The organism is Cyclobacterium sp. SOCE241 (assembly GCF_056867545.1).
On sequence record NZ_CP149779.1, the window covers coordinates 3,915,691 to 3,935,576 of the forward strand.

Here is a 19,886-nt window from a genome sequence, read left to right on the forward strand (position 1 = left end):
TTTTTTATCAAAATAAAATACCAAACCAAACAATTTATACCAAATTGCATATGGATTTAAAAGGATATCACACCTGATTCAAAGCAATAACACCGAATTTCACCCTATATATTCTATTAATTGTAACAAAAATAACGAGATACCTGTGAGTAGGTGAATGCTGCATAGGAGGAAGGATTAGGAAAGAATCCACTACCCCGAAAAATCAAATTTTGCTGAAGCAGACATTTCGAATTATATTTATAGCTGAAAATTTAAATCTATAATATGAAACAAATCATTTATTCCTTACTTGCTTTAGTAGCACTCAATGCTTGCAACAGCAATACAAAGACAGAAAATAGTACTGAAGTCCAAGAAAAAGAAGACTGGATCATTCTTTTTGATGGAACGACAACTGAAGGCTGGAGAGCCTATAATGGCGATGAACTTCCTCCCGGTTGGATCATAAAAAACGGAGAATTGACCTTTGACACTGAGTTGGGTTTAGAACAAGACTATACGGGTGGGAAAGACATCATTTACGGTGCAGAAGAATTTGAAAACTTTGAATTGTACCTAGAGTGGAAGCTACCGAAGGGTGGTAACAGTGGCATATTTTACCATTTGCCGGAAGTCCCCGGTATGAGCCCTTCCGTTTTGGCTCCTGAATACCAACTTATAGATGACGAAAATTATGCGTCCATGCATGATCTAACTTCCTACAATAAAAAAATGGGGAAACGGAAAACTTGGACCAATTGCAAGATTGGCAGAAAACTGCCTCTGATTATGCAATGTACCCTGCCGATCAATCGCAAGTAGATTTAAATCCTGTTGGTGAATGGAACAGTTCCAAAATAGTATACACCCCCGAAAAAGTAGAATATTGGCTTAATGGCAAAGTTGTGGTCTCATTTGTCCCCGGGTCTGAAGATTGGGAAACAAGGAAAAATTCCGGTAAATGGAGCAATGCACCGGATTACGCAAAAGCGAAAAAAGGATATATCGGCCTTCAAGATCATTCCAGTCCGATATGGTTTAAAAACATAAAAATCAAAAAGTTATGAGTCAAAAGTTAATCAATAGAAGAGATTTACTCAAAAGTGGCGCCACTGTGGCTGTTGCTTCTATGCTTCCATCATGGACATGGGCTTCCACAAATAATAACGGTCGCTTAAGAACCGCTCACGTTGGCTTGGGTGGCATGGGAAAAGCCGACTTGAAAGCAATTTCATCTCACGAAAAAGTAGATGTGGTGGCTCTTTGTGACGTCGATTCCAAGATGCTTGAACCGCTAAAAAAAGACTTCCCTAAAGCAAAACTTTATTCGGATTATAGAGTAATGATGAAAGAGATGGCAGACGGTATCGATGCGGTAGTAGTCTCCACTCCGGATCATACCCATGCTCCTGCCTCCATGTTGGCCATGGATTATGACAAACCCGTATACTGCCAAAAACCCCTAACTCACCATGTCTCTGAAGCCAGAGCCATGAATAAAAAGGCGGCCGAAAAAAACTTGGTGACTCAAATGGGTATTCAAGTTCACTCTTTCTATGATTACAAACTTGCTACACTACTTATACAATCCGGCATTATTGGCAAGGTGAAGGAAGTAAGGGCCTGGTCACCCAAAAACTGGGGAACTGATGCTCCCCAACCACAGGGATCTGATCCGGTTCCGGAAAACCTAGACTGGAATCTTTGGCTAGGAACCGCAGCTGATAGACCATATAAAGAAGGATTGTATCACCCCGAAACTGGCGTAAAGTACTAGACTTTGGTTGTGGAACCTTAGGTGACATGGGGGTTCATATTTTTGATACGCCTTACAATGCCTTGGCGCTGGATGTACCAAAGACCATCAAAAACGAGTGTAGAAAACCTACCGGATTTGGATTCCCGGAAGAAAACACGGTAACCTATGAATTCCCGGGTACAGAATACACCACAGATAAATTTAAATGGGTCTGGTATGATGGTGTAAACGCACCTAAGAAAAGCAAAGAACTGAAGTTACCTAACAATGAAGAGTTGCCGGATCAAGGGGCGATGTTTATCGGTGAAAAAGGTAACCTATTATTACCCCACTTTATGCAATTACCCAAACACATTGTAAAAGGAAAATACCAGGAACTTGATCTTTCTGAACTCAAAAAGTCCGGAAAAATTGGTGAAGTGTTTAGAGATTATGAAGTGGAAGGCAAACGTCACTACCACCAATTTGTGGATGCATGTCTAGGAAAAGACGAATGTTCTGCCCCTTTCTCTTACGCTTCCAGATTAACAGAAACCATATTATTGGGCGTAATTGCAGGTAGGTTCCCAAATAAAACCTTGCATTGGGACAGTGCCTCGGCGCGTTTTGAAGAAGACGAGGCCAATCAATATTTAGATGGCAGCTATAGGGCCTTTTAAAAAATACCAAGAAGCTGTTTGAATTGATTTTTTTGCCTACCGGCGAGCAATTGATCGAATAACACAGATTACCTGAACCAAAGTACTCCTTCGGTTTATAAACATTCCAAGCAAATGGGGTTGAAAGGGCATCATATTCGATATATAGTCCGTGGGAAATTAAATAAACTGATTCAAACAGCTTCTATTTTTATATTTGGTGATTTATTGTTTATTCTTTTTCATTTTCTCCACTTCTAATTTATAAAAGTCTTCAAGCTTATGACTTCCATAGCAATTGGCAATATTATCGAAAGCCATTGCCGTCATAAAAAATTCGACAGGCCCGTAGGTTTTAGAGGAAGTGAATGTTCTTAAAAGCCAAATCATAAACCGCCTGGTCCAATCAGGTAGATGGGTAATTTTTATGGGCTTTTGCCAGGCTTTCAACGCCAATACAGCCAAGTCATTTTGACTTAAAATATCCGGTCCACCTACGGTTATCTCCTTAGTCCCTAGCATCATTTGATCTAAACAGACTTTGGCCAAATCTTCACCATGTATCGGGTTTAATTTCTTGTGCCCCTCACCGAATAAATAAACCCGCCCGGCTTTGGCCATGCTTAAAAAATCTTTCATATCGGAGAAAAACCATTGGGCCGAATGATGCAGTATTGCAAACCGGAATTTTTCAATTCATCTACAAAACGCTCTTTGGCTTCAAAAATTTTGAGCTGCCTTAACTTGTCTCCATTGATCGCTGAAATGTACTGAAAGGCCTCCACCTTCTCCTTTACCGCTTCTTTCAAAAGATTTGAATTGCCTTGGTAGTCAACATCCATATACAGCATCCCCTCTTTTTGCCTGGTAATGCCAATGCTTGAAAAAACCCAATCGATACCTTTTGTTATCCCTTGAATTGAATCGGGATCGGTAACCTGACCTACAAAAATGTCATCCACTTCTTTAAACATACCTTTTTGTGCCTCTTTTCTGATCAGTACCCTTACCCAATAACCTCTCTTCTTTAGCTCCTTTACTAGGAATTGGCCCAAATACCCGGTGGCTCCAGCCACTAAAACTTTCTTTGCATTCATCTTTTTTTATTTACAAAGTAAGTCTCCTTTTGCCTCTTGGCTCTTGACGATCGTCAAGAAATGCCCTTATTGAACACACGGGTTTTAATTCTGCTAAGAGTTTCCGGTGAAACGCCTAGAAAAGAGGCAATGTATTGCTGCGGAACGCGCTGAAATAATTCTCCTTGAGTATTCAACAAGTCTACATACCGTTCTTCTGCTGATTTGGTCACAAAGGAAGCAATTACTCTTTGGCAAGTAATTAGCTCATTCTCTGTGGCAATTCTGGCAATTACCTCAAACTTGGGCGCTTGCTCTAACAGGCGATTGATTTTTGATTTCCCAAACACAAATATTTCGGTATTCTCTATGGCTTGATAATTTTCTATGGCAGGGATATTGAAAGTATAGCTCTCACCGGCACAGATAAATTGCCCCTCGGTGTAGAAAAAAGCGGTTTTGTCGGTCCCATCTACATTGTAAAAAGCCTCACGCATCCTTTGGTCACAAAGAATATATCATTGGCAATTTTCCCTTCGGTAAAAATCATTTCATTCTTCCGGAAGGATTTCTTATCTACAGCCTCTCGAAGCTGGTCAATTTCATCCTTATCCAGCGAGTTGTAAAGCTGAATATTTTCAATCAGTCTTTCCATTCAATTGGGACAATTAAATTTTAGAATGCCAGCCCATTGGACTTGCCGGATTCCTTTTTCTCCAAGAATAATAAAAAATCTAAAATACTGGTTTTCTTATAGATTGTAAAAAAACCATTCAAAATAAGCTTATAAATGCTAGAATTGCCTACTTCCGGAAATAAACTTATTACCCCAAGTCAATATAGCCTCATTCCTAGCGGGGCCACCAGCAATATGGTTTAACAAAATCAGGAAACATAATAAAAAGCACAGGTTAGCTTAATGGGACCGGTATGCCCAAACGGTAAAAACCACCTAACAATCACACTTGAAACATCATAAAAGTGGCTTTAGCTCCAAAAAAAACAAATCAATGTAAAGGAAGACCTATAATTACCTATTTTTTTCATCCTTCAACCATTAAAAAATAAAACAGGGAAAACCATTCCCCATAGTAAACCAAGTTTCCAACACCGTGATCTAAACAAACTGGTCCCTGAGCACGGTCCCTGAGCACGGTCCCTGAGCCTGTCGAAGGGTGTCGAAGGGTGTCGAAGGGTAACCTGAACATTTCTCAGGGTTCAACATTGCATTCAGACTAGGCTGTTCCAGCCGTCAGAATGCTTAGTTATTAGGCAACGTTTTTGTTTTCATATTTTTTTATTTCGTTCAATTCCTCTTGTTTTTCATCTCGTTCTTCTTCAATGTCGTAATCATCTTGTAGTCCAAGCCAGAATTTGGCCGAGTTTCCAAAATATTTGCTCAATCGCAGAGCCGTGTCCGCTGTTATTCTACGTCGTCCTTTGATGATTTCCGAAATTCTTGTCTGCGGTATTTTCAAGTCTTTTGAAAGTCGATAGGCCGAAATTTCGAGTGGTTCAAGAAATTCAAAATTCAAGACTTCGCCAGGATGTACATTTGCCAACTTTTCCATTTTTCCTTTTTTTAATGATAATCAATTATTTCCACTTCGCTTGCGTTTCCGCTGTTCCATTTAAAAATGATTCTCCATTGTTTGTTAATCCGAATGCTGTAAAAGTCCTTTAGATTTCCAGTCAGCTTTTCAAGTCGGTTTGAAGGTGGGACTCTCAAGTCCATAATGTCCTGCGAGTTGTTCAACATTCTCAATTTCCGACGTCCAACGTTCTGAATTTCAATCGGCATTTTTTTGACTCGTATGCCGTTCCAAATCATTTCGGTTTCTTTCGAGCCAAATAAAATAATCATACCTTTGTTTTACGTTACTAACGTCAAAAGTAAGTAAAAAGTTTGTTTTGTGCAAATGTTGCCTAATCGAGCAGAGTAAGATATGAAATAATTCGTATCTCCACCCTCTCACACCACCGTACGTACCGGCCGGTATACGGCGGTTCATTAAACATGGCAATATCTTTTGTAAATGTTAGCTGTTGGAACGAAGCCTTTCTTAGCTAAGTGCCCGTTTGTTAACGTGGTACGAAGAATTGGGCTCTGCACAACATGCCAGCCACCACTTCTTGTAAAACCCCACTTAACCGCAAGCCACTCTGGTAGTCCAAATTTAATAAGGTTCCGTATTCTGGTTCTTATTCGTTTCCAACTCTTTCAAATGCAATACCGAAGCCGGCTCCCTAGGAGACGATCTAAATCGACAAGCCTTGTTTTGATGTTGGCATAACGGAAAAACCAATCCAACCGGAACAGTATTGCTTAAGCTTGGCTACGAGAGGGGATAGCTTTTCTTGGTAATGGCTTTGCACCTTCTGACAAACTTTTGCCAGTTGCTTTCCATGAATTTTAAGCCAAATCTTTGGCTACGTGTCCTGTAAATACCATAACCCAACAGCTCCATGTGTCCAACGTAACGAACGGCACTTTTCTCTTTATTAACCTTAAGCTTTAGATTGCCTACTACAAACCTGTTCATGGATTGCATGACCTGTAAAGCTGATCGCTTTGTTTTAAGATAGATACTGGAATAATTTGGTATCTTCGATACCAGATGCCCATGCTGGGCACACACACTGCATTCAGACTAGGCTGTTCCAGCCGTCAGAATGCTTAGTTATTGTGTGTAGGTGTTTTTAATTCAAACTTGTCATTCCGAATTGGTCAATTGCTTGTTGTTTGTTATCGGCAAGAGAGAATTTTAATTCGGTCCACGCTGTTCCTTCAATTCCTTTGAGTTCAATTCCGTTTTCTGTTTTAGTTATCGTAAATAAAAAGTCTGCAAGGTTTTCGTCCTTATTTTCCGAAACTTTTTCAAGTCAGTCATTCCGTATTCATCAACAGCTTGAGGACGATAATTATTTAGGCTAAAGGACAAATCTATCCAAGCACTTCCTTTTTCACTTCTCATTTTTATTCCATTGTCAGTTTTCTCAATGATTAGCTTAAAATTTTTTAATTCAGCCGTTTTATTTTGAGCAATTAATTCAGCTGTTCCAGTCAAAAAAAGTAGTGCCATTACTATTATTGAAATTGGTTTACTAATTTTCATTTTTGCTTTCATATCTCTATTTTTAATTTTAGTTCGATTTTTGTTTCACTTATACAGTAGAGTAGAGCCTGATAGTCCACTTTATTAATACCTATAAAGATAATAATAAGAAGTAAAAAATCAGTAATCCTTCCTCAAACCGTACCCTGTTAATTACAGGGCAGGCTATGAAGTTTTCCCTCATACGGCTTACCGCTATATACTTTTTTAGGTTTTTTTAGGTACTTGTGATTGTTTACTCAATGCCTCCAGCGAAAATTCACCACCACTATTGTAGGCAATTGTCGTGGACAAAGAATACAGTTCTCTCGTGTCGCTTATACCATAAAGACTAGGTAAATCTCTAAGGATGACTTTGTATACAATATCTTGTCTAATATAACGCCCCGGGTTAGCTTGAATTTTCTCAGAGAGTATAACTTCCGGATAACCTCCAAAGTTAATGTATTCTATAAAATGCCTATTTAGTTCATCTAAATGACTTGTGGAATAAAATTCAGTCTGTTTGTCATTCCAATTTAGCTGTATAGGCTTTATAAGACTATCCAACCCTTTTAAAGATATGTACTCATTGAAGGTAAGGGGAGGAAGCAGGAAATCGGTAAATCTACCAGCACCACTTTCATTACTTGCAAACTTTAAAGCTGCAGCTGCAGAACCAGAAACAATAAACTTATCTTTTCTATAACTATCCACTAATGACTTGAGGTGAACTTCCCAATCTCTGCAATATTGTATTTCATCAAATATTATATGCCAATCTGATTTGTCAGTCAGACCAGTGGCTTCTTTTGAATAGTTAAATAGCTGTTCAAGAGAGATATTGTTGTATATAGGGTTTTCTATGGTTATAAATATTATTTTTTGGGATTTGCCCGACTTTCTATTAATTCCTGAACCATATGATAGAGCATAACTGTTTTTCAAACTCTTCGTTGGACCCATTAAAACAACTGCTCTTCTAATATCTCTTTCTTTAAATAATGGTTTAAAGAGTTCAAAGTATAATCTTCGAGGCATCTCATTATAGTCAGCTTCAATTTTCCCTTCTATCTACCACGGATTTTCAAATCGAATACGTTCTAGTACCTGGTCTTTTGAAATTTCTCGTATCATTTTGCTCTTATTTGACAGCAAATATCCAAAATAGAATACCTTAAAGGACCTTATATTTAATAAATATTGTTTCTAAGGAAAAAATGAATGTGTGAGGTTCTTATTTTTCAATACTCTACTACGCCTAGCTATGCGTAATGCGAATTAGGAAAGCCGAAACTTTCAATCTTGGACTTAGCCGAGGTTTTATAAATTGTATTTATTTTATTCACCCAAAATACCATATTAAAGTCTTGGGGGACTTCATTGAGTGAACAGATTTTCAATTGTGAGAGAAACCCGCATTACGTATCAGGTGTTGTGTGTGCCTTGAATGGTGAATATAGATCAAAAAGTTGACCGTTCCAACGGGTGAAAAGCCTGTGCGAGTTTTGTCGGTATTCCTTAAGCGGGGGAGTCGTTACCCGAAGCATGGAGTAGGACCAGAAAAGGAGGATGGGCAGTAGCCCAGAGTCCGATTCTGATTACTACGATCACTTTGTCACGCCTAAGAAGAAATGGATATGAATCCATGCTTTCCTATTACCTCCAAACGCAACCCATAATCCGGTGAACTGGGACTGAGCGTAAAAAATGATCTTTTTGGATCATTTTAGTGAAGAGCCGCAATGCAGGGCAGGTACGAGACCCGCACAGTCTGCCCTGTTTTTCACAGGGCATGGTGGCTTTAGAACCTCAAGCTGAGCTATTTGACTCAGGTCGGACTACACGACTGGCAGTAGTATTTATTTCAAGAATGAGATTCCGTGGTTTCCGCAAATTTTGGCAACTTTTTCAAAATCAGGTGGCCCGGGAGGTAAATCAGCCAATTCCTTAAACATCATCTCTATTCCAGCAGGAAAAGCACTTGTAATCATTTTTGCCTTTTCCGTTCCGACAACTGTCCAGCTGTGTGGAATGTTTTTAGGTGCAAAAGCGGTATCCCCAGCTTTTAATACAGTTGTTTTTCCATCTACCATTATTTCGATTTGTCCTTCAATTACCCTAAAAATCTCGTCTTCTTTGGTGTGAATATGTGGTGGAATACCAACACCAGGCTCTACATCATCGACCCATTCAACAATTTGATTGTCAGTATCACTACCTACTAATATGTGGGTTTGGATGTCCCCAAGTACATTTACCACGTTACCCTCTCCGTCTCGAATAATTTTAGATTTCAGATTAGCAGTTGATGTTTCTTTATTTAATAAACCTTCGCTGATAGCAGCCTCTGGAATCAAGGCAACCCCAATTCCAAGACCAGCTGTTTTGATAAAATTCTTTCTATCCATAATAATTCTATTTTATTGATTAATGATGTGATTTTCATTGACAAACAAGGCTTTGCCATTTTCTTCATTTTCAAGTCCTTGCAGATAAGTGAGGGCCACTTCTGAAGCCGCCGGACATCTACTTCCGTCCATCTGCATTGCTTCGGCAGTTTCTTTGACAAATGGTGGATGCACAACCAAAATTCTCTTGCCTTCGACTAGTTCCAAAGCAAGTGCTTTAACAAATCCTTCCAAAGCTGCATTTACCATTGCAATATTGGTCGATTCCGGCCAAGGTTGATAAGCAAATATTCCACCGGTCAGGATGATTACGCCATTAGGGTTCAAAGTTTGTAATCCAACACGGCACAAATTAACCTGCCCCATTAACTTGCTTTTCAGCCCAATATTGATTTGTTCATCTGACAGTTCGGAAAATGAACCAAAACTGGCATCACCAGCTGCACAAATGATAGAATCAATATGCCCTGTCTTTGTAAAAAATGTTTTGATAGATTCAGTATCTTCTATGTCAATACTGTTCTCTGTGTGGCGGGAGGCTTCTATCACTTCATACCCTTTGTTTTGTAGTACTTGGCTTATGGCACTACCAATGGTACCCGTAGCTCCTATAACGATTATATTCTTCATAACTTACCTTTTGCGAACAAAGGTAAAGGAGAAGATAGCTTTGAAAGTTGCGATAAAATCGGTAAGACCTTAGAATTTCAGATAAATCAGCTTTTTCTAATCTGCCTAGGCGATAAATTGGTGTGTTTTTTAGATAATAACTGAAATAATCAGGAGAAGAAAAGCCAAGTTGATAGGCTATTTCTTTGATGGGCTTATCTGTGAATTTTAGTTCGTGACGGGCAGTCATTATAAGTTTTTCGTCAATGAGGCTTTTGGCGTTAGTTCCCAAAACTTCTTTCACGCATTCGTTCAGGTATTTGTCTGAAACGTACAGTAGTTGTGCATAAGCGGAAACCTCGTGATACTCTGAAAAATGTTTATCAATCTTTTTTGAATTTATAGACTAAGGCGGCTTTTTGGTTGTTGTCGGAAATAAACGTTTTGATATTGCATTTCCCGTCACAATAAACAAAAAAGGTATTTAGAAGCGACAATATAGCTTCTTCTCTGTGGGGTAAGTTAGTACTAAGGAGTTCATCTAGCATTTCAAGAATAGACTGTACTCTCTTTTCAATGCCGGGGGAAAGATTTATCTTGGGAATTTCATCGATAGACTTGAAAAAACGCACCTGGGTAATGTGAAGATTTTTGAAAGCAGGATACTCCAAAACACTTTTAGGCAAGTAAAGCAGGTATCCTGAGGATGCTGAAGTTCCATTTTTATGAATTTTCCAATCAAAGTCCGGGGTTAGGAAGAAAACCGAATTTGATACGTTTTTGTATTTTATTTTGTTTATTTCGATATGCTTAATGCCGTTTTGAATCCAGCACAATGTATAATACTCTTCTACGCTTCGCTTTGAAGTGACCTTTTTGAGTATTGGTGATATTTTTATTGTTTGTATTGTCATTCCCATATTACTGGACAATAGGGTATCTACTGTTTGAAGAAGACAATATAAGGCTAGTTACGCTTATTCAAATTGATAGATACCTGGTGTTAGCCACCATTTTTATTTTTTAAATTATCCATTTGATGATTGTCACAATTCCTACAATTGCTGAAATAATTGCTATCAATATTGCACTTATACAGCCAAATTTCATTGTCTTGTCCGTCCAAGTTTCCACATAGGGCTCTTGTTTGACATTAGTTCGAATTTCGTTTGTAGGCTCAACGTACTGAATGTAAGTAGAGCAATCATCATCAACCCAATCTTCGTCAAACCCTAAAGGAAAAACTGACTTTTCTGTTTCATTTTTTAATAGTCCTTCTGTGTCTCTTGCAGCTTTTAGAAGTTCTATTGCAAAGAGCTCAAGTCCTTGTTTATTTGCTTTTATAAAGCTTTCGTCAGGCCCGCCACCGTATTCGAATATGCCGAAATAGGCTTTTTCCTTTCGGTCTTCTTTTTCAAGCTTGTCAATAATATTCTGAAGGTCTTCTTTATTCACAAATTGTGTTTCTTTAAATGGTGGCTAACGTTAAGTCAGATTGGCGTCGGGCCTTTTTCGTGTCCTTCACCCGGGCCTGACTCCAATCGTTCCGGCTAAAAGCGTTGCTGTCCCGTAGGGCAGCTATGATTTTTTAGCCATTGTTAGGCTTTGGTTTTTATTTCTTTATTCATTCTGTCTTCAAGTTTTCTAATTCGCTCCCAATTCGTTTTACCTGTCGAGTTATTTTTTAATTGAGCAAATTGTTCCCAAAAGTCAGATTCTCTTTCCTTATGTTCTTCTATCAATCTTTCTTTATCAATTTGTATTTCTTTCCAATCTTTCTGAACTGCCAAATCTACTTGCTCTTTCATACTTTCGAAAAACTGGTTTCCAAACTCTTCTATACTTAATATGAATCTACATATGGAATTTCAATCCTTCCATTTTTAGCTGTCCAAAGTTTAATTCCGTTTTCAAGTTCATATTCTGTCTCCCAAACGATTCTAATTTTGTCCTTATTTCTGAAGCATGAAAACTGAGGTCCGCCAATTAAATGACCTGAATTTAAACTTCTTTTATATGTCCAAGAAATTAATCTGTCATATTCTTCAAAATAGAAGTCGCTATGTTCTTCTTCATCAGTATCGTTCATATCCAACCATTTGTGAGCATCATCCAAGAATTGAGAAAGGTTTTCTGTTTTTTGATAAATATCATGAGGTATTGATTCTTTGATAGCATTAAACAGTTTGGTGAAATCTTCAATGAATCTGACTATCGGATAATCATTATATGGAGTTTTTTTATCGCCAAAGTATTTTAAAGCATCTTTTGAATATTCGTACAAAGTTGAATCAGCCAAATTAAGCCATAAATCCCCGTCAGTTAACCAAAACCAACTCATTCTCAAGTCAGACTCTGCTCCCGCAGGTTGAGTTTCATCTATATGTTTTAATTTAAAATTTATCATTTGCTCTAATGAAGCCTAATGTTTTGGCGCTTGGCGCAGTGGCGGATTTGGGAGCACTATACTGTCAATACACCACAAAAGTTGATGCAAGGTAGAATGTTCAATTAATCACTTCACCCGCCATTGAGCTAAACGCCTGTTATTCCGAACCTGTTCTAGCGCCTGATGGGCACTCCGTTTTGGACGATAACCGTAGGAATCCTGATGAAAGATCTTTTCCAATCTTACCTCTATCTGATTCTTAATGACCGTTTGAGCTACCCTATCGCTGATCGTTGGAATCCCCAATTGACGCATAGATCCATTTTTCTTGGGAATCTCAACTTGTAAGACTGCTGGTGGAAAATAACTACCCGAAGCCAAGCAATTCCAGACTTTATACAAGTGCCGATGTCTTTGCATATCATACACTGACATACTTAGTTCATCCACTCCTGCACTCTTCCCTTTCCGCTTTACCTGTAGGTAAGCTTCCCATACCATTTCTTTGGTAATAGGTACTGATTTTGTCTTCTCTAATTAAATCATCCTCTTGCGAGTTGTAAAACTGTTGAAAACTGTATAAGCCAATCCCTTCGCTCCGTTTCTATTACAGAAATTTCAACACTACTACGGATTGGTCCGTCCCTGAACCAAACATCGCTATTCTGCCTCTAAGTTGATCTTATTGTGCGTTTCACTTGGCATCTTGATCCAGGTTCCCGAGTTCCGTAAATAAGCCCGAATAAAGGTCATGCCTCCTAAATGATCCCGATGCATCGGGGCCGTCCAGTCAATAAACAGTTACCACTGAACTCGTAATGTTTGTCATACTTCAAACACTTTTGACAGAATGTAGCACTTTCTCAGCCTGCCCTGTTTTTCACAGGGACACTTCATCAGAGGTTCATTTGCATTCATCTCCTTTATCCTTACCTGACCACGCTCTTGACGTGGCCTTTTCCATAACGCTCAATACCTTGACTCTTTACCAAAGCACCTTATGGTGGTTTGATGCTCTCCCCTGTAGGACAACACCGGTGGGTCGGTTCCACCATCTTATAAACAGTTGCATAACGATTTTCAGCCGTTCGTTACTCTCGGCACACGCAAGAATAGTAGCCGACTGCGTGAGATTTTCTTATCAAGTTAAACCCAAAGTTGGTGCGGGTTGCAAACCTTGGATTTACCACAGGTTCGGCTATTATTTTTGCACATTGTTAGCGGTTTGTTGGTTATTCATTCTCTTTGTTTTCAATCAATTGTTTTAACTCTTTTTTGCTTGGCAATACAGTTTGATATTTACTTGCAAAAATTTGCTCATTATTTTCAGGCAATGTAATTTCTACAAGTGTGTCTTTTTTGTCTTTACATAGGATCATTCCAATTGTTTTGTTCTCAGTATCAAGTTTTACAAATCTGTCGTAATAGTTGACATACATTTGCATTTGTCCTAAGTCTTGATGTGTTAATTTGCCTATTTTTAAATCAATAACAACAAAACATTGTAATAGTCGATTGTAAAAAACGAGGTCAACTCTAAAATGTTCCTCGTCAAATGTAAACCTTACCTGTCGTCCAACAAATGTAAATCCCTTGCCCAGTTCAAGTAGAAAGTGCTCTAATTTATCAATGATTTTTTGTTCTAATTCACTTTCGGAATACTTCTTATTTTCAGGAAGTCCAATAAATTCAAGAATATAAGGGTCTTTCAAGCTATCTTTTGCTTTGTCAATTATTTGTCCTTTTTCAGAAAGCTCTTTTATTGCATTTTTATCTCGACTTAGTGCTAAACGCTCATAAAGAGAGGTGTCAAATTGTCTACGTAATTCCCTTAAGCTCCAGTTATTATTCGTAGCTTCGATTTCATAGAATTTTCTTTCGTTAATATTGTCGATACGCATTAAAAACAAATAATGCGACCAACTTAATTGGAGGTTGTTATTTGGAATAATTACATCTTCAGATTCAGCAGACACTGTCTGTTGTTTTCCATAAACATTATAAAAGTTCTTCATTTGTTGAAGATTAGTTACAGAAAATCCTTTGCCAAATTCTGCACTCAATTGTTTTGATAAATCTTTGAGAATTTGCTTTCCATATTCTGCTCGCTCTTTTCCGTTTTGTTCTTCTTCAACAATCATTCGTCCTATTTCAAAATAGGTGTAAACCATCGTTTTATTGATAGTCTGAACTACACTCTTTCGTGCTTCCTTAAGTAAATCTACTACTTTTTTGTAGAAGTCAGATTTATTATATTGCTCTATTTTGCTCATTCAAAAATCTTTTTCTCAAAGATATTCATTTTATATGTGATGCCATTTCATTTTTCCAATAACCGCTAACGGTTTGGCTATGCGTAGTGCGGGATTAAAATGCACTTCACTGTCCGCCTACCGATATTTTTGTTAATATTCATTTACTTTCAATTTAGCACTAAACCCCGCATTAGGTATAGCCGTTGTTGTGCGGTCGGCTTTTATTTTTTCATTCTATTGGTTTCCACTTTCCTTTCTCGAAAAATACCTTGTAAAATTTTGGAGACTTAAACACCAAATAGAAATCCCAAGCACTTCTGTACGTTGTCGGATTACTTGTCAAAATGTGATGTGTCGGTTCTTCCATTTCAATTATCAGTCTTGCCGAGTTGTAATTTCTTGGGTCGGTCGTTCTAATAGTTCCCCGATATGTTTTCAATATTTTCTCTTTGTCTGTCACATAAAAGTAAATTGAGTCGTTGTCCGTTATTTCAAATCGAAAATGGTTGTATTGCCAATCAGTCTGTTCTCCCTTGAAATAGTCCCGATTGATTACATAATCTCCGTAGTAGTCGTCTTTGTCCAATTCCGTTTTTGAAGTCAACCAATTTAAAATGGTTACAAGTGTCACAAGACCAAATATACCGAGCCAAATCAGTCCAAGAATTTTACCTACAATTAGTTTTCTCGAAATGAGCCAAACTATCAATAGGATTCCTGTCAACGGGACAAGAATAAGAATGAAGAACAAGTTAAATCCGAATCCCATTGTTAATTCTTAGGTGTCTGTTTTTTTAGCTGCCGCACAACGGTCTCGTATAACCGTCAGTTACGGGTTAATATGCGTTAATTTTCGGTTTAGCACAGACTTTAGCAATTCCGAGTGGATTCGGCCTTAGTCGAATCCGCCGTAATTGCGGTTATACATTGTTGTGCTTAGTTTTTTTCTCGATATTTAACATATTGGTCAATATCTAAAATTCTTCTTTTTTGTAAATCAATTTTCATCAATTCACTAAGTTTATTGTATTCTTTTCTAATGTCAGAAACATATTTTTTGATTCCTTTTTACGCTTTTCTTTTGCTTTTTTCCGTTCATCTAATCTCCATTTTCGGTCGCTATCATCTTCAAATTTCGGAATAAACTCTTCAGGCATTTTTGGTAGTTTAGAAGCCATATTAGAAATTGAATTAGAAACATCAGCTAGTTTTTCGGTAATCTCTTTGGTAGAAATCAATTCTAATCTAATTTCCATTTTATAATATTTTTCAAGTTCATTTTTTGGCATTGAACCCAAATCCCGAATTAATTTGTCCAAGGAATGTAAGATGTCTTGATAAAGCTTTTCCAATTCTTGTACATCTCTTTCTTTTTCATCAATCAATCGATTTTTATTCTCTCTTTTAAGAGTAGATTTTGCCGAATAATGAGAATTAAGAATTACTGCTGCTCCAGCAATGATTGCTCCTAAGAGTGTTCCAATTAATGTCCACCAATTTTCCAATTAATTTACTTTATTTCGTTTCGTACCAATTCTTATGCTCCAAGTGCTTGTCAATTTCATCGTCATTCATTTTGAACAGGATTTTTGAATATTCCTTTGATTTCAAAATTTCCTTTTCATTTAGATAATCTGTAATTATAAAATGAATAAAAGGATGTTCAATATCATCCATTTTTAGAGTCGAATATCTTTTCCTTGATTTTGGATATTGTTTCCAAAATCGTTTGTAATCATCATAAATATGGTCTGTTACTTTTAAAATTATTTCATTGAGTAATTCCGCTGGGATATGATTATTAGAAAGTCCAACATAATACTCTTTGATTTTCAAGTAAAAGATTTTTTCGGTTCAATTTTATTTTCAGTTTTCCAGAATGACATTTCTCAAATTAAGCACAACGGGCTGGCTATGGCAAGTTGCGGTTTGCGGCGCGCGTTCTTGTCCCCCGAGACAAGAATGCCTGCGGGAACCGAAACGCCCAAAACCCTGCAAAACCCGCAATTGGCTATAGCTTTTGTTGGCGGTAGTTTTTAATTGTCTTTTAAAATTTCTTTCAATCTAGTTTTTGTTATTTCGTTCGTGTCATTCAGAACAATAGCTTGAATTGCTCCGGCATGTTCGGCCAAGTCTCGGTATGCTCGCTTTTCTATTTCTGAAATACCGTCTGGAAATTCAATCATTTGTTGTATTATCATCACAATTTTATTGAACGATAGCGACCTATTTCCAGTAATTTCTTTTGTCAATTGAGAGAGTAGTATCTCGGCATTGTTAAAGTCTGAAATGATTAATCTGTCAGTTGAGAATTTAAACTGTGCCTGTCTTTTTAAAACGTTGTTTGTGTCTAAACGCTTAATCTCAATTTCATTTGAATAAAATTTGACTTGAATTGGGATCTTTTTTAGAAGTTCAATCATTTGATTTCTCTATTCTCTTTTGGTTTTTAAATTACCGCCAACGGTTAGTATAAGCGGACGTTTTAATGCCGCTTATACAGTGTTGTGTTGCGTTTATATTTTATCCACCAAAAATAAGTAGCAACACTAAATATTAAAGCCATGAAAACCCATGGAAGTTGCAAAGCAGCGAGTGATAAAGTTTCCAAATCAATATTTGATTGAAAAATCCCTGATGGAATTGCTTGCATTGGTTGTTCCATTCTTAAGTCAAAAACACTTATTGTTACAAAATTAGCGCCTGTATGAACTCCTAAAGCTGCACCCAATCTTTTAGTTTTTAAATAGATGATGCTGAAAAAAATAGTGTGTAACGCAGGAATTAAAATACTATACATGAGTAATTCGCCTTGAGATTCAAACGATAAAAATGAATATGAGTCCATAAAGGACATTAAAAAGTGAGATGTTAGGTCTTAATTCCCATGAAAACTCTGCCGTGTAGGATTGTACAATTGAAACAATTGCCCATAGAACAAATCCAATTAAAAATCCGTAAAGAAATTCGAATCGGTTTTTTGAATCCAATGAAATTCCTAAATCTTTCAGCGTCATTTTATCCTTTTTGCAAAACCATTTGGTAATTAACAAACTGAAAAATGCAAATAGTGAAAACAAGAAAAATATTGTAAGATTATGAGGCAACTGGAAGGGAAAAAAGTTTGCGATAAACCCCTTTCGAAATAGAAAATCAATTATCCATAAGATTATTAAAAATAGAAAAGCTTTTAGAAATGGTCTCATCCTTATTTATTAAAGTTAAGTGAGTTTGTTTGAATGCATCACAACGTTGAGTGTATGATTTCGTAAGGGATTGCGGGTTTTAAACCTATCAAGTTACCACCCAAATTTGATACGGGTAATAACACTCGAAAACCTCTGTAACCCTTATGAATTATACACATTGTTGGGCTTTCGTTGTTTATTCTTCCGCTATATATTTCCAAAATTCATCCATCTTGTCAGATTTGTAACTTTCAATCAATTTTTTAAATTCAGGTTCAATCTCATAATTTAAAATTTCCTTTCCCAAATCAGGTCTAAAAGTCCAAATCCATGAAAGAACCTCACTCTGAGAAGGTGGTGTATCATTTGGTATAAATTCTATTGACGCTTCATTTACACCAATCGTATTAGCGTAAATTGTTCCTACAGCAGAAATTCGCTCGTCAATATTTTCTTGTTCTACGACATTGATATTGATTACTTCAAAAGGAACTGTCTCCATCAAATCATCTAATGTCATTTCTGATTCCGACTCAATTTCTAAAGCCTTAATCTCTTTATAATCCTTAAATTCCGAATCTTTTAAACCCTCCTGAATCACTTTATTAGCAATATCAAAGTCAACAACTTCACAACCAACTTCCATTGTTCCACTTCCAATACTACCGCCATCTACATGCCCTAATCCTGTCCAGCCGAGTATTTCATTTAATCTCCCCTCTAATGCATGTCGTTTGTTTAAATCCTCCTCAGTTCCCATCCCATCAATTGGATAGATAACCTCCACGAATGTCAAATCCATATTTTCGAATTGGATGTAACCTTCATTTATCTTACTATCAATCACCTTTTGTACAGATTTTCTATAATTGGAAAACAATCCAGACTTAACTGATTTTGAATCCCCCTTTAATCCAACTTTCCCCCAATGAATTGTCGCTGAATTATTTTCATTATCCCAAGTTTCCCAATAATGAAGCTCATTATCAATCGATTTGTAAAGTTTAATCATATCTAAAGGTTTATCCTGATGATTTGTACATGAAATAAGAATCAGAGTAAATAAAATGTAAATATTTCTTTTAAAAATCATTCTGTGTCAATTTGCACGGACTCTCCGACAATGAAGCCCAACGGTCAAGTATAAGAGCAGTAGCGGATTTCAAGGCGATTACCTGTCCGACACCATCAAAGTTTAATAAATACACAGACCTTGAATTTGCCACTTCACCCGCTATTGCTCTTATACAATGTTGTATGCCCGTGCTTTTTCTTTCGTCCAGCGTTGGGGCATCCATACTCTTTGACAAGTTTTAGTACGTGCTGCTGCCTTGTGCGACTTGGCAATGTGTATGGATGCAAGCGTTTGGATTCATCTTCAAATTCTTGTCACATTAATTTCTTGATTATTCATTAGAACTGAATCTTCGTATTTTGATCTAGTTAATTTCTTTTGAAGAAACAAATTCTTCTCTATCGACTTAATTTGCTCTAATCCATTATTTGAAACTATAACAAACCACCCTTCTCCGACTTCTCCATCTTTACGGGGTGTCATCTTTATATTTCCGTTTGACCAATAAATTGATTCTGCCATTAATTCCCCTTCAGAGTTTTTCCAAGCAAATAGTTTGGTGGGTTCAGGCTCCCACCCAAGATGTCTTGCCAAAACAGGGTTAATAGCAATCCATTTAGATTTTAAATCAAATTGATCGAATCTATGATCCCTAATTACAACTATAAAATGTCCACCACCTCTCATATCATGGTAGTTCCTACTCAATTGGTGAAAAACAGAGCCAAAAATGTAATTGTCATCTTCATTCAACTCGTCATTAACAGCAATCTGATACATGTATTCTTCGGTAGGAGAACCCCAATCTAAATTTATCACTTGATTGTATTCTGCTATGATCTTAAAGTTTTCATTATAATCTAATAGTGATTCGAATAATCTTTCTGATTCTTTTATTCGATGTATCCAATCATTACCAACTCCTCCAAAATCTCTTTCTTTAATTGTCTGAATAAATTCGGGTTTTTCCTTTTCATTAAAAAACTGAACTGCATAATCATGTGATATTAAAACGTTCTGAATTCTCTTATCATCAATTGTTCCTGAATCTATTAATTCATTGGCGACATGCATTATGGCTCTTCGAGCGGCAATTACCCTTGGTCTAGGGTAAGAATATTTTAAGTAAATTTCTTCTAAATGATTTCTTAGCTTCTTTTCATACTCAACCGTCCATTCCTCTTCTCGACCAATTTCTTTCATGATTGAATAGGCTCTATAAATAAGATTAGATTCATCAATTCCAGACTCCTCTGATAAAATTTTGATCAAAAATTCAAAAGGTCTTATAAGGTCTCGGGGGTCATTAATATCAACTTCCGGAAAATAAGGGTCAATCTCTTTTTTAAAATCTGGTTTTCCGTTTTCTGGAATATGTAAAGAGTAAACTTTAGGTAATTGAATGCTTT

General features: G+C 37.0%; 26 protein-coding genes and 2 pseudogenes. 3 read left to right on the forward strand and 25 right to left on the reverse strand.

Going from position 1 to position 19,886, the window contains the following annotated elements:
• Window positions 1–267 precede the first annotated feature (267 nt).
• The 3 genes and pseudogenes from WG932_RS19575 to WG932_RS19585 all read left to right on the forward strand — a co-directional run bounded on the left by WG932_RS19575 (window position 268) and on the right by WG932_RS19585 (window position 2,400).
• Entirely contained in the window at window positions 268–804 is a 537-nt protein-coding gene (locus WG932_RS19575) for a 3-keto-disaccharide hydrolase (protein ID WP_483085107.1), read from the forward strand.
• Window positions 777–1,049 carry a 3-keto-disaccharide hydrolase gene (locus WG932_RS19580; RefSeq protein ID WP_483085108.1) on the forward strand — a complete coding sequence of 91 codons (273 nt, stop codon included), beginning with the start codon at window positions 777–779 and terminating at the stop codon, window positions 1,047–1,049. Before WG932_RS19575 ends, WG932_RS19580 begins: the two co-directional genes overlap by 28 nt.
• Window positions 1,046–2,400: pseudogene (locus tag WG932_RS19585) on the forward strand (Gfo/Idh/MocA family protein). Before WG932_RS19580 ends, WG932_RS19585 begins: the two are co-directional and overlap by 4 nt.
• A gap of 204 nt (window positions 2,401–2,604) precedes the next feature.
• On the opposite strand, the gene WG932_RS19590 reads toward WG932_RS19585, so the two are convergent.
• From WG932_RS19590 to WG932_RS19710, 25 genes and pseudogenes are all read right to left on the reverse strand, one after another.
• A complete protein-coding gene (locus tag WG932_RS19590) occupies window positions 2,605–3,018 on the reverse strand; it encodes a hypothetical protein (RefSeq protein WP_483085109.1) in 414 nt (137 codons plus the stop codon).
• Complete coding sequence (locus tag WG932_RS19595) at window positions 3,015–3,476, reverse strand: SDR family oxidoreductase (protein ID WP_483085110.1); 462 nt, start codon at window positions 3,474–3,476, stop codon at window positions 3,015–3,017. The genes WG932_RS19590 and WG932_RS19595 overlap by 4 nt, the downstream gene beginning before the upstream one ends.
• Before the next feature lie 53 nt (window positions 3,477–3,529).
• Window positions 3,530–3,952 (reverse strand): Crp/Fnr family transcriptional regulator, encoded by a 423-nt coding sequence (locus WG932_RS19600; protein ID WP_483085111.1) that lies wholly within the window; start codon window positions 3,950–3,952, stop codon window positions 3,530–3,532.
• Entirely contained in the window at window positions 3,928–4,110 is a 183-nt protein-coding gene (locus WG932_RS19605) for a cyclic nucleotide-binding domain-containing protein (protein ID WP_483085112.1), read from the reverse strand. Before WG932_RS19605 ends, WG932_RS19600 begins: the two co-directional genes overlap by 25 nt.
• Before the next feature lie 613 nt (window positions 4,111–4,723).
• Window positions 4,724–5,026 (reverse strand): HigA family addiction module antitoxin, encoded by a 303-nt coding sequence (locus tag WG932_RS19610; protein ID WP_014019605.1) that lies wholly within the window; start codon window positions 5,024–5,026, stop codon window positions 4,724–4,726.
• Between the two features lie 11 nt (window positions 5,027–5,037).
• Entirely contained in the window at window positions 5,038–5,319 is a 282-nt protein-coding gene (locus WG932_RS19615) for a type II toxin-antitoxin system RelE/ParE family toxin (RefSeq protein ID WP_483085113.1), read from the reverse strand.
• Between the two features lie 472 nt (window positions 5,320–5,791).
• On the reverse strand, window positions 5,792–5,998 hold the full coding sequence (locus WG932_RS19620; RefSeq protein ID WP_149394833.1) for a hypothetical protein: 207 nt from the start codon (window positions 5,996–5,998) through the stop codon (window positions 5,792–5,794).
• Between the two features lie 282 nt (window positions 5,999–6,280).
• Window positions 6,281–6,583: a hypothetical protein gene (locus WG932_RS19625; protein WP_483085114.1), complete on the reverse strand. Its 303-nt coding sequence runs from the start codon at window positions 6,581–6,583 to the stop codon at window positions 6,281–6,283.
• Window positions 6,584–6,778: 195 nt separating this feature from the next.
• Window positions 6,779–7,591, reverse strand: a complete 813-nt coding sequence (locus WG932_RS19630; RefSeq protein ID WP_483085115.1) for an ATP-binding protein — start codon at window positions 7,589–7,591, stop codon at window positions 6,779–6,781.
• A gap of 821 nt (window positions 7,592–8,412) precedes the next feature.
• Window positions 8,413–8,961: a cupin domain-containing protein gene (locus WG932_RS19635; RefSeq protein ID WP_014019609.1), complete on the reverse strand. Its 549-nt coding sequence runs from the start codon at window positions 8,959–8,961 to the stop codon at window positions 8,413–8,415.
• Between the two features lie 12 nt (window positions 8,962–8,973).
• On the reverse strand, window positions 8,974–9,591 hold the full coding sequence (locus WG932_RS19640; protein ID WP_483085116.1) for a short chain dehydrogenase: 618 nt from the start codon (window positions 9,589–9,591) through the stop codon (window positions 8,974–8,976).
• Window positions 9,548–9,874, reverse strand: coding sequence for a helix-turn-helix domain-containing protein (locus tag WG932_RS19645; RefSeq protein ID WP_483085117.1), 327 nt, complete (start codon window positions 9,872–9,874; stop codon window positions 9,548–9,550). Before WG932_RS19645 ends, WG932_RS19640 begins: the two co-directional genes overlap by 44 nt.
• Window positions 9,875–9,953: 79 nt before the next feature.
• Window positions 9,954–10,484 (reverse strand): AraC family transcriptional regulator, encoded by a 531-nt coding sequence (locus WG932_RS19650; RefSeq protein ID WP_483085118.1) that lies wholly within the window; start codon window positions 10,482–10,484, stop codon window positions 9,954–9,956.
• Between the two features lie 109 nt (window positions 10,485–10,593).
• Complete coding sequence (locus tag WG932_RS19655) at window positions 10,594–11,025, reverse strand: hypothetical protein (protein ID WP_483085119.1); 432 nt, start codon at window positions 11,023–11,025, stop codon at window positions 10,594–10,596.
• A 143-nt stretch (window positions 11,026–11,168) separates the two neighbouring features.
• Window positions 11,169–11,977, reverse strand: a pseudogene (locus WG932_RS19660) (DUF5984 family protein).
• Window positions 11,978–12,085: 108 nt separating this feature from the next.
• Window positions 12,086–12,460, reverse strand: coding sequence for a reverse transcriptase domain-containing protein (locus tag WG932_RS19665; protein ID WP_339680353.1), 375 nt, complete (start codon window positions 12,458–12,460; stop codon window positions 12,086–12,088).
• Window positions 12,461–13,191: 731 nt separating this feature from the next.
• Complete coding sequence (locus WG932_RS19670) at window positions 13,192–14,232, reverse strand: PDDEXK nuclease domain-containing protein (protein WP_483085120.1); 1,041 nt, start codon at window positions 14,230–14,232, stop codon at window positions 13,192–13,194.
• A 211-nt stretch (window positions 14,233–14,443) separates the two neighbouring features.
• Complete coding sequence (locus tag WG932_RS19675) at window positions 14,444–14,983, reverse strand: hypothetical protein (protein ID WP_483085121.1); 540 nt, start codon at window positions 14,981–14,983, stop codon at window positions 14,444–14,446.
• 238 nt (window positions 14,984–15,221) lie between these two features.
• On the reverse strand, window positions 15,222–15,719 hold the full coding sequence (locus WG932_RS19680) for a hypothetical protein (protein ID WP_483085122.1): 498 nt from the start codon (window positions 15,717–15,719) through the stop codon (window positions 15,222–15,224).
• 10 nt (window positions 15,720–15,729) lie between these two features.
• Window positions 15,730–16,050 carry a hypothetical protein gene (locus WG932_RS19685; protein WP_483085123.1) on the reverse strand — a complete coding sequence of 107 codons (321 nt, stop codon included), beginning with the start codon at window positions 16,048–16,050 and terminating at the stop codon, window positions 15,730–15,732.
• A gap of 200 nt (window positions 16,051–16,250) precedes the next feature.
• Window positions 16,251–16,637 carry a hypothetical protein gene (locus WG932_RS19690; RefSeq protein ID WP_483085124.1) on the reverse strand — a complete coding sequence of 129 codons (387 nt, stop codon included), beginning with the start codon at window positions 16,635–16,637 and terminating at the stop codon, window positions 16,251–16,253.
• Between the two features lie 62 nt (window positions 16,638–16,699).
• Window positions 16,700–17,062 (reverse strand): hypothetical protein, encoded by a 363-nt coding sequence (locus WG932_RS19695; RefSeq protein WP_483085125.1) that lies wholly within the window; start codon window positions 17,060–17,062, stop codon window positions 16,700–16,702.
• Window positions 17,063–17,598: 536 nt separating this feature from the next.
• On the reverse strand, window positions 17,599–18,495 hold the full coding sequence (locus WG932_RS19700; RefSeq protein ID WP_483085126.1) for a hypothetical protein: 897 nt from the start codon (window positions 18,493–18,495) through the stop codon (window positions 17,599–17,601).
• A complete protein-coding gene (locus WG932_RS19705; protein ID WP_483085127.1) occupies window positions 18,485–18,700 on the reverse strand; it encodes a hypothetical protein in 216 nt (71 codons plus the stop codon). Before WG932_RS19705 ends, WG932_RS19700 begins: the two co-directional genes overlap by 11 nt.
• 80 nt (window positions 18,701–18,780) lie before the next feature.
• Window positions 18,781–19,749: a hypothetical protein gene (locus WG932_RS19710; RefSeq protein WP_483085128.1), complete on the reverse strand. Its 969-nt coding sequence runs from the start codon at window positions 19,747–19,749 to the stop codon at window positions 18,781–18,783.
• Window positions 19,750–19,886: the final 137 nt, after the last annotated feature.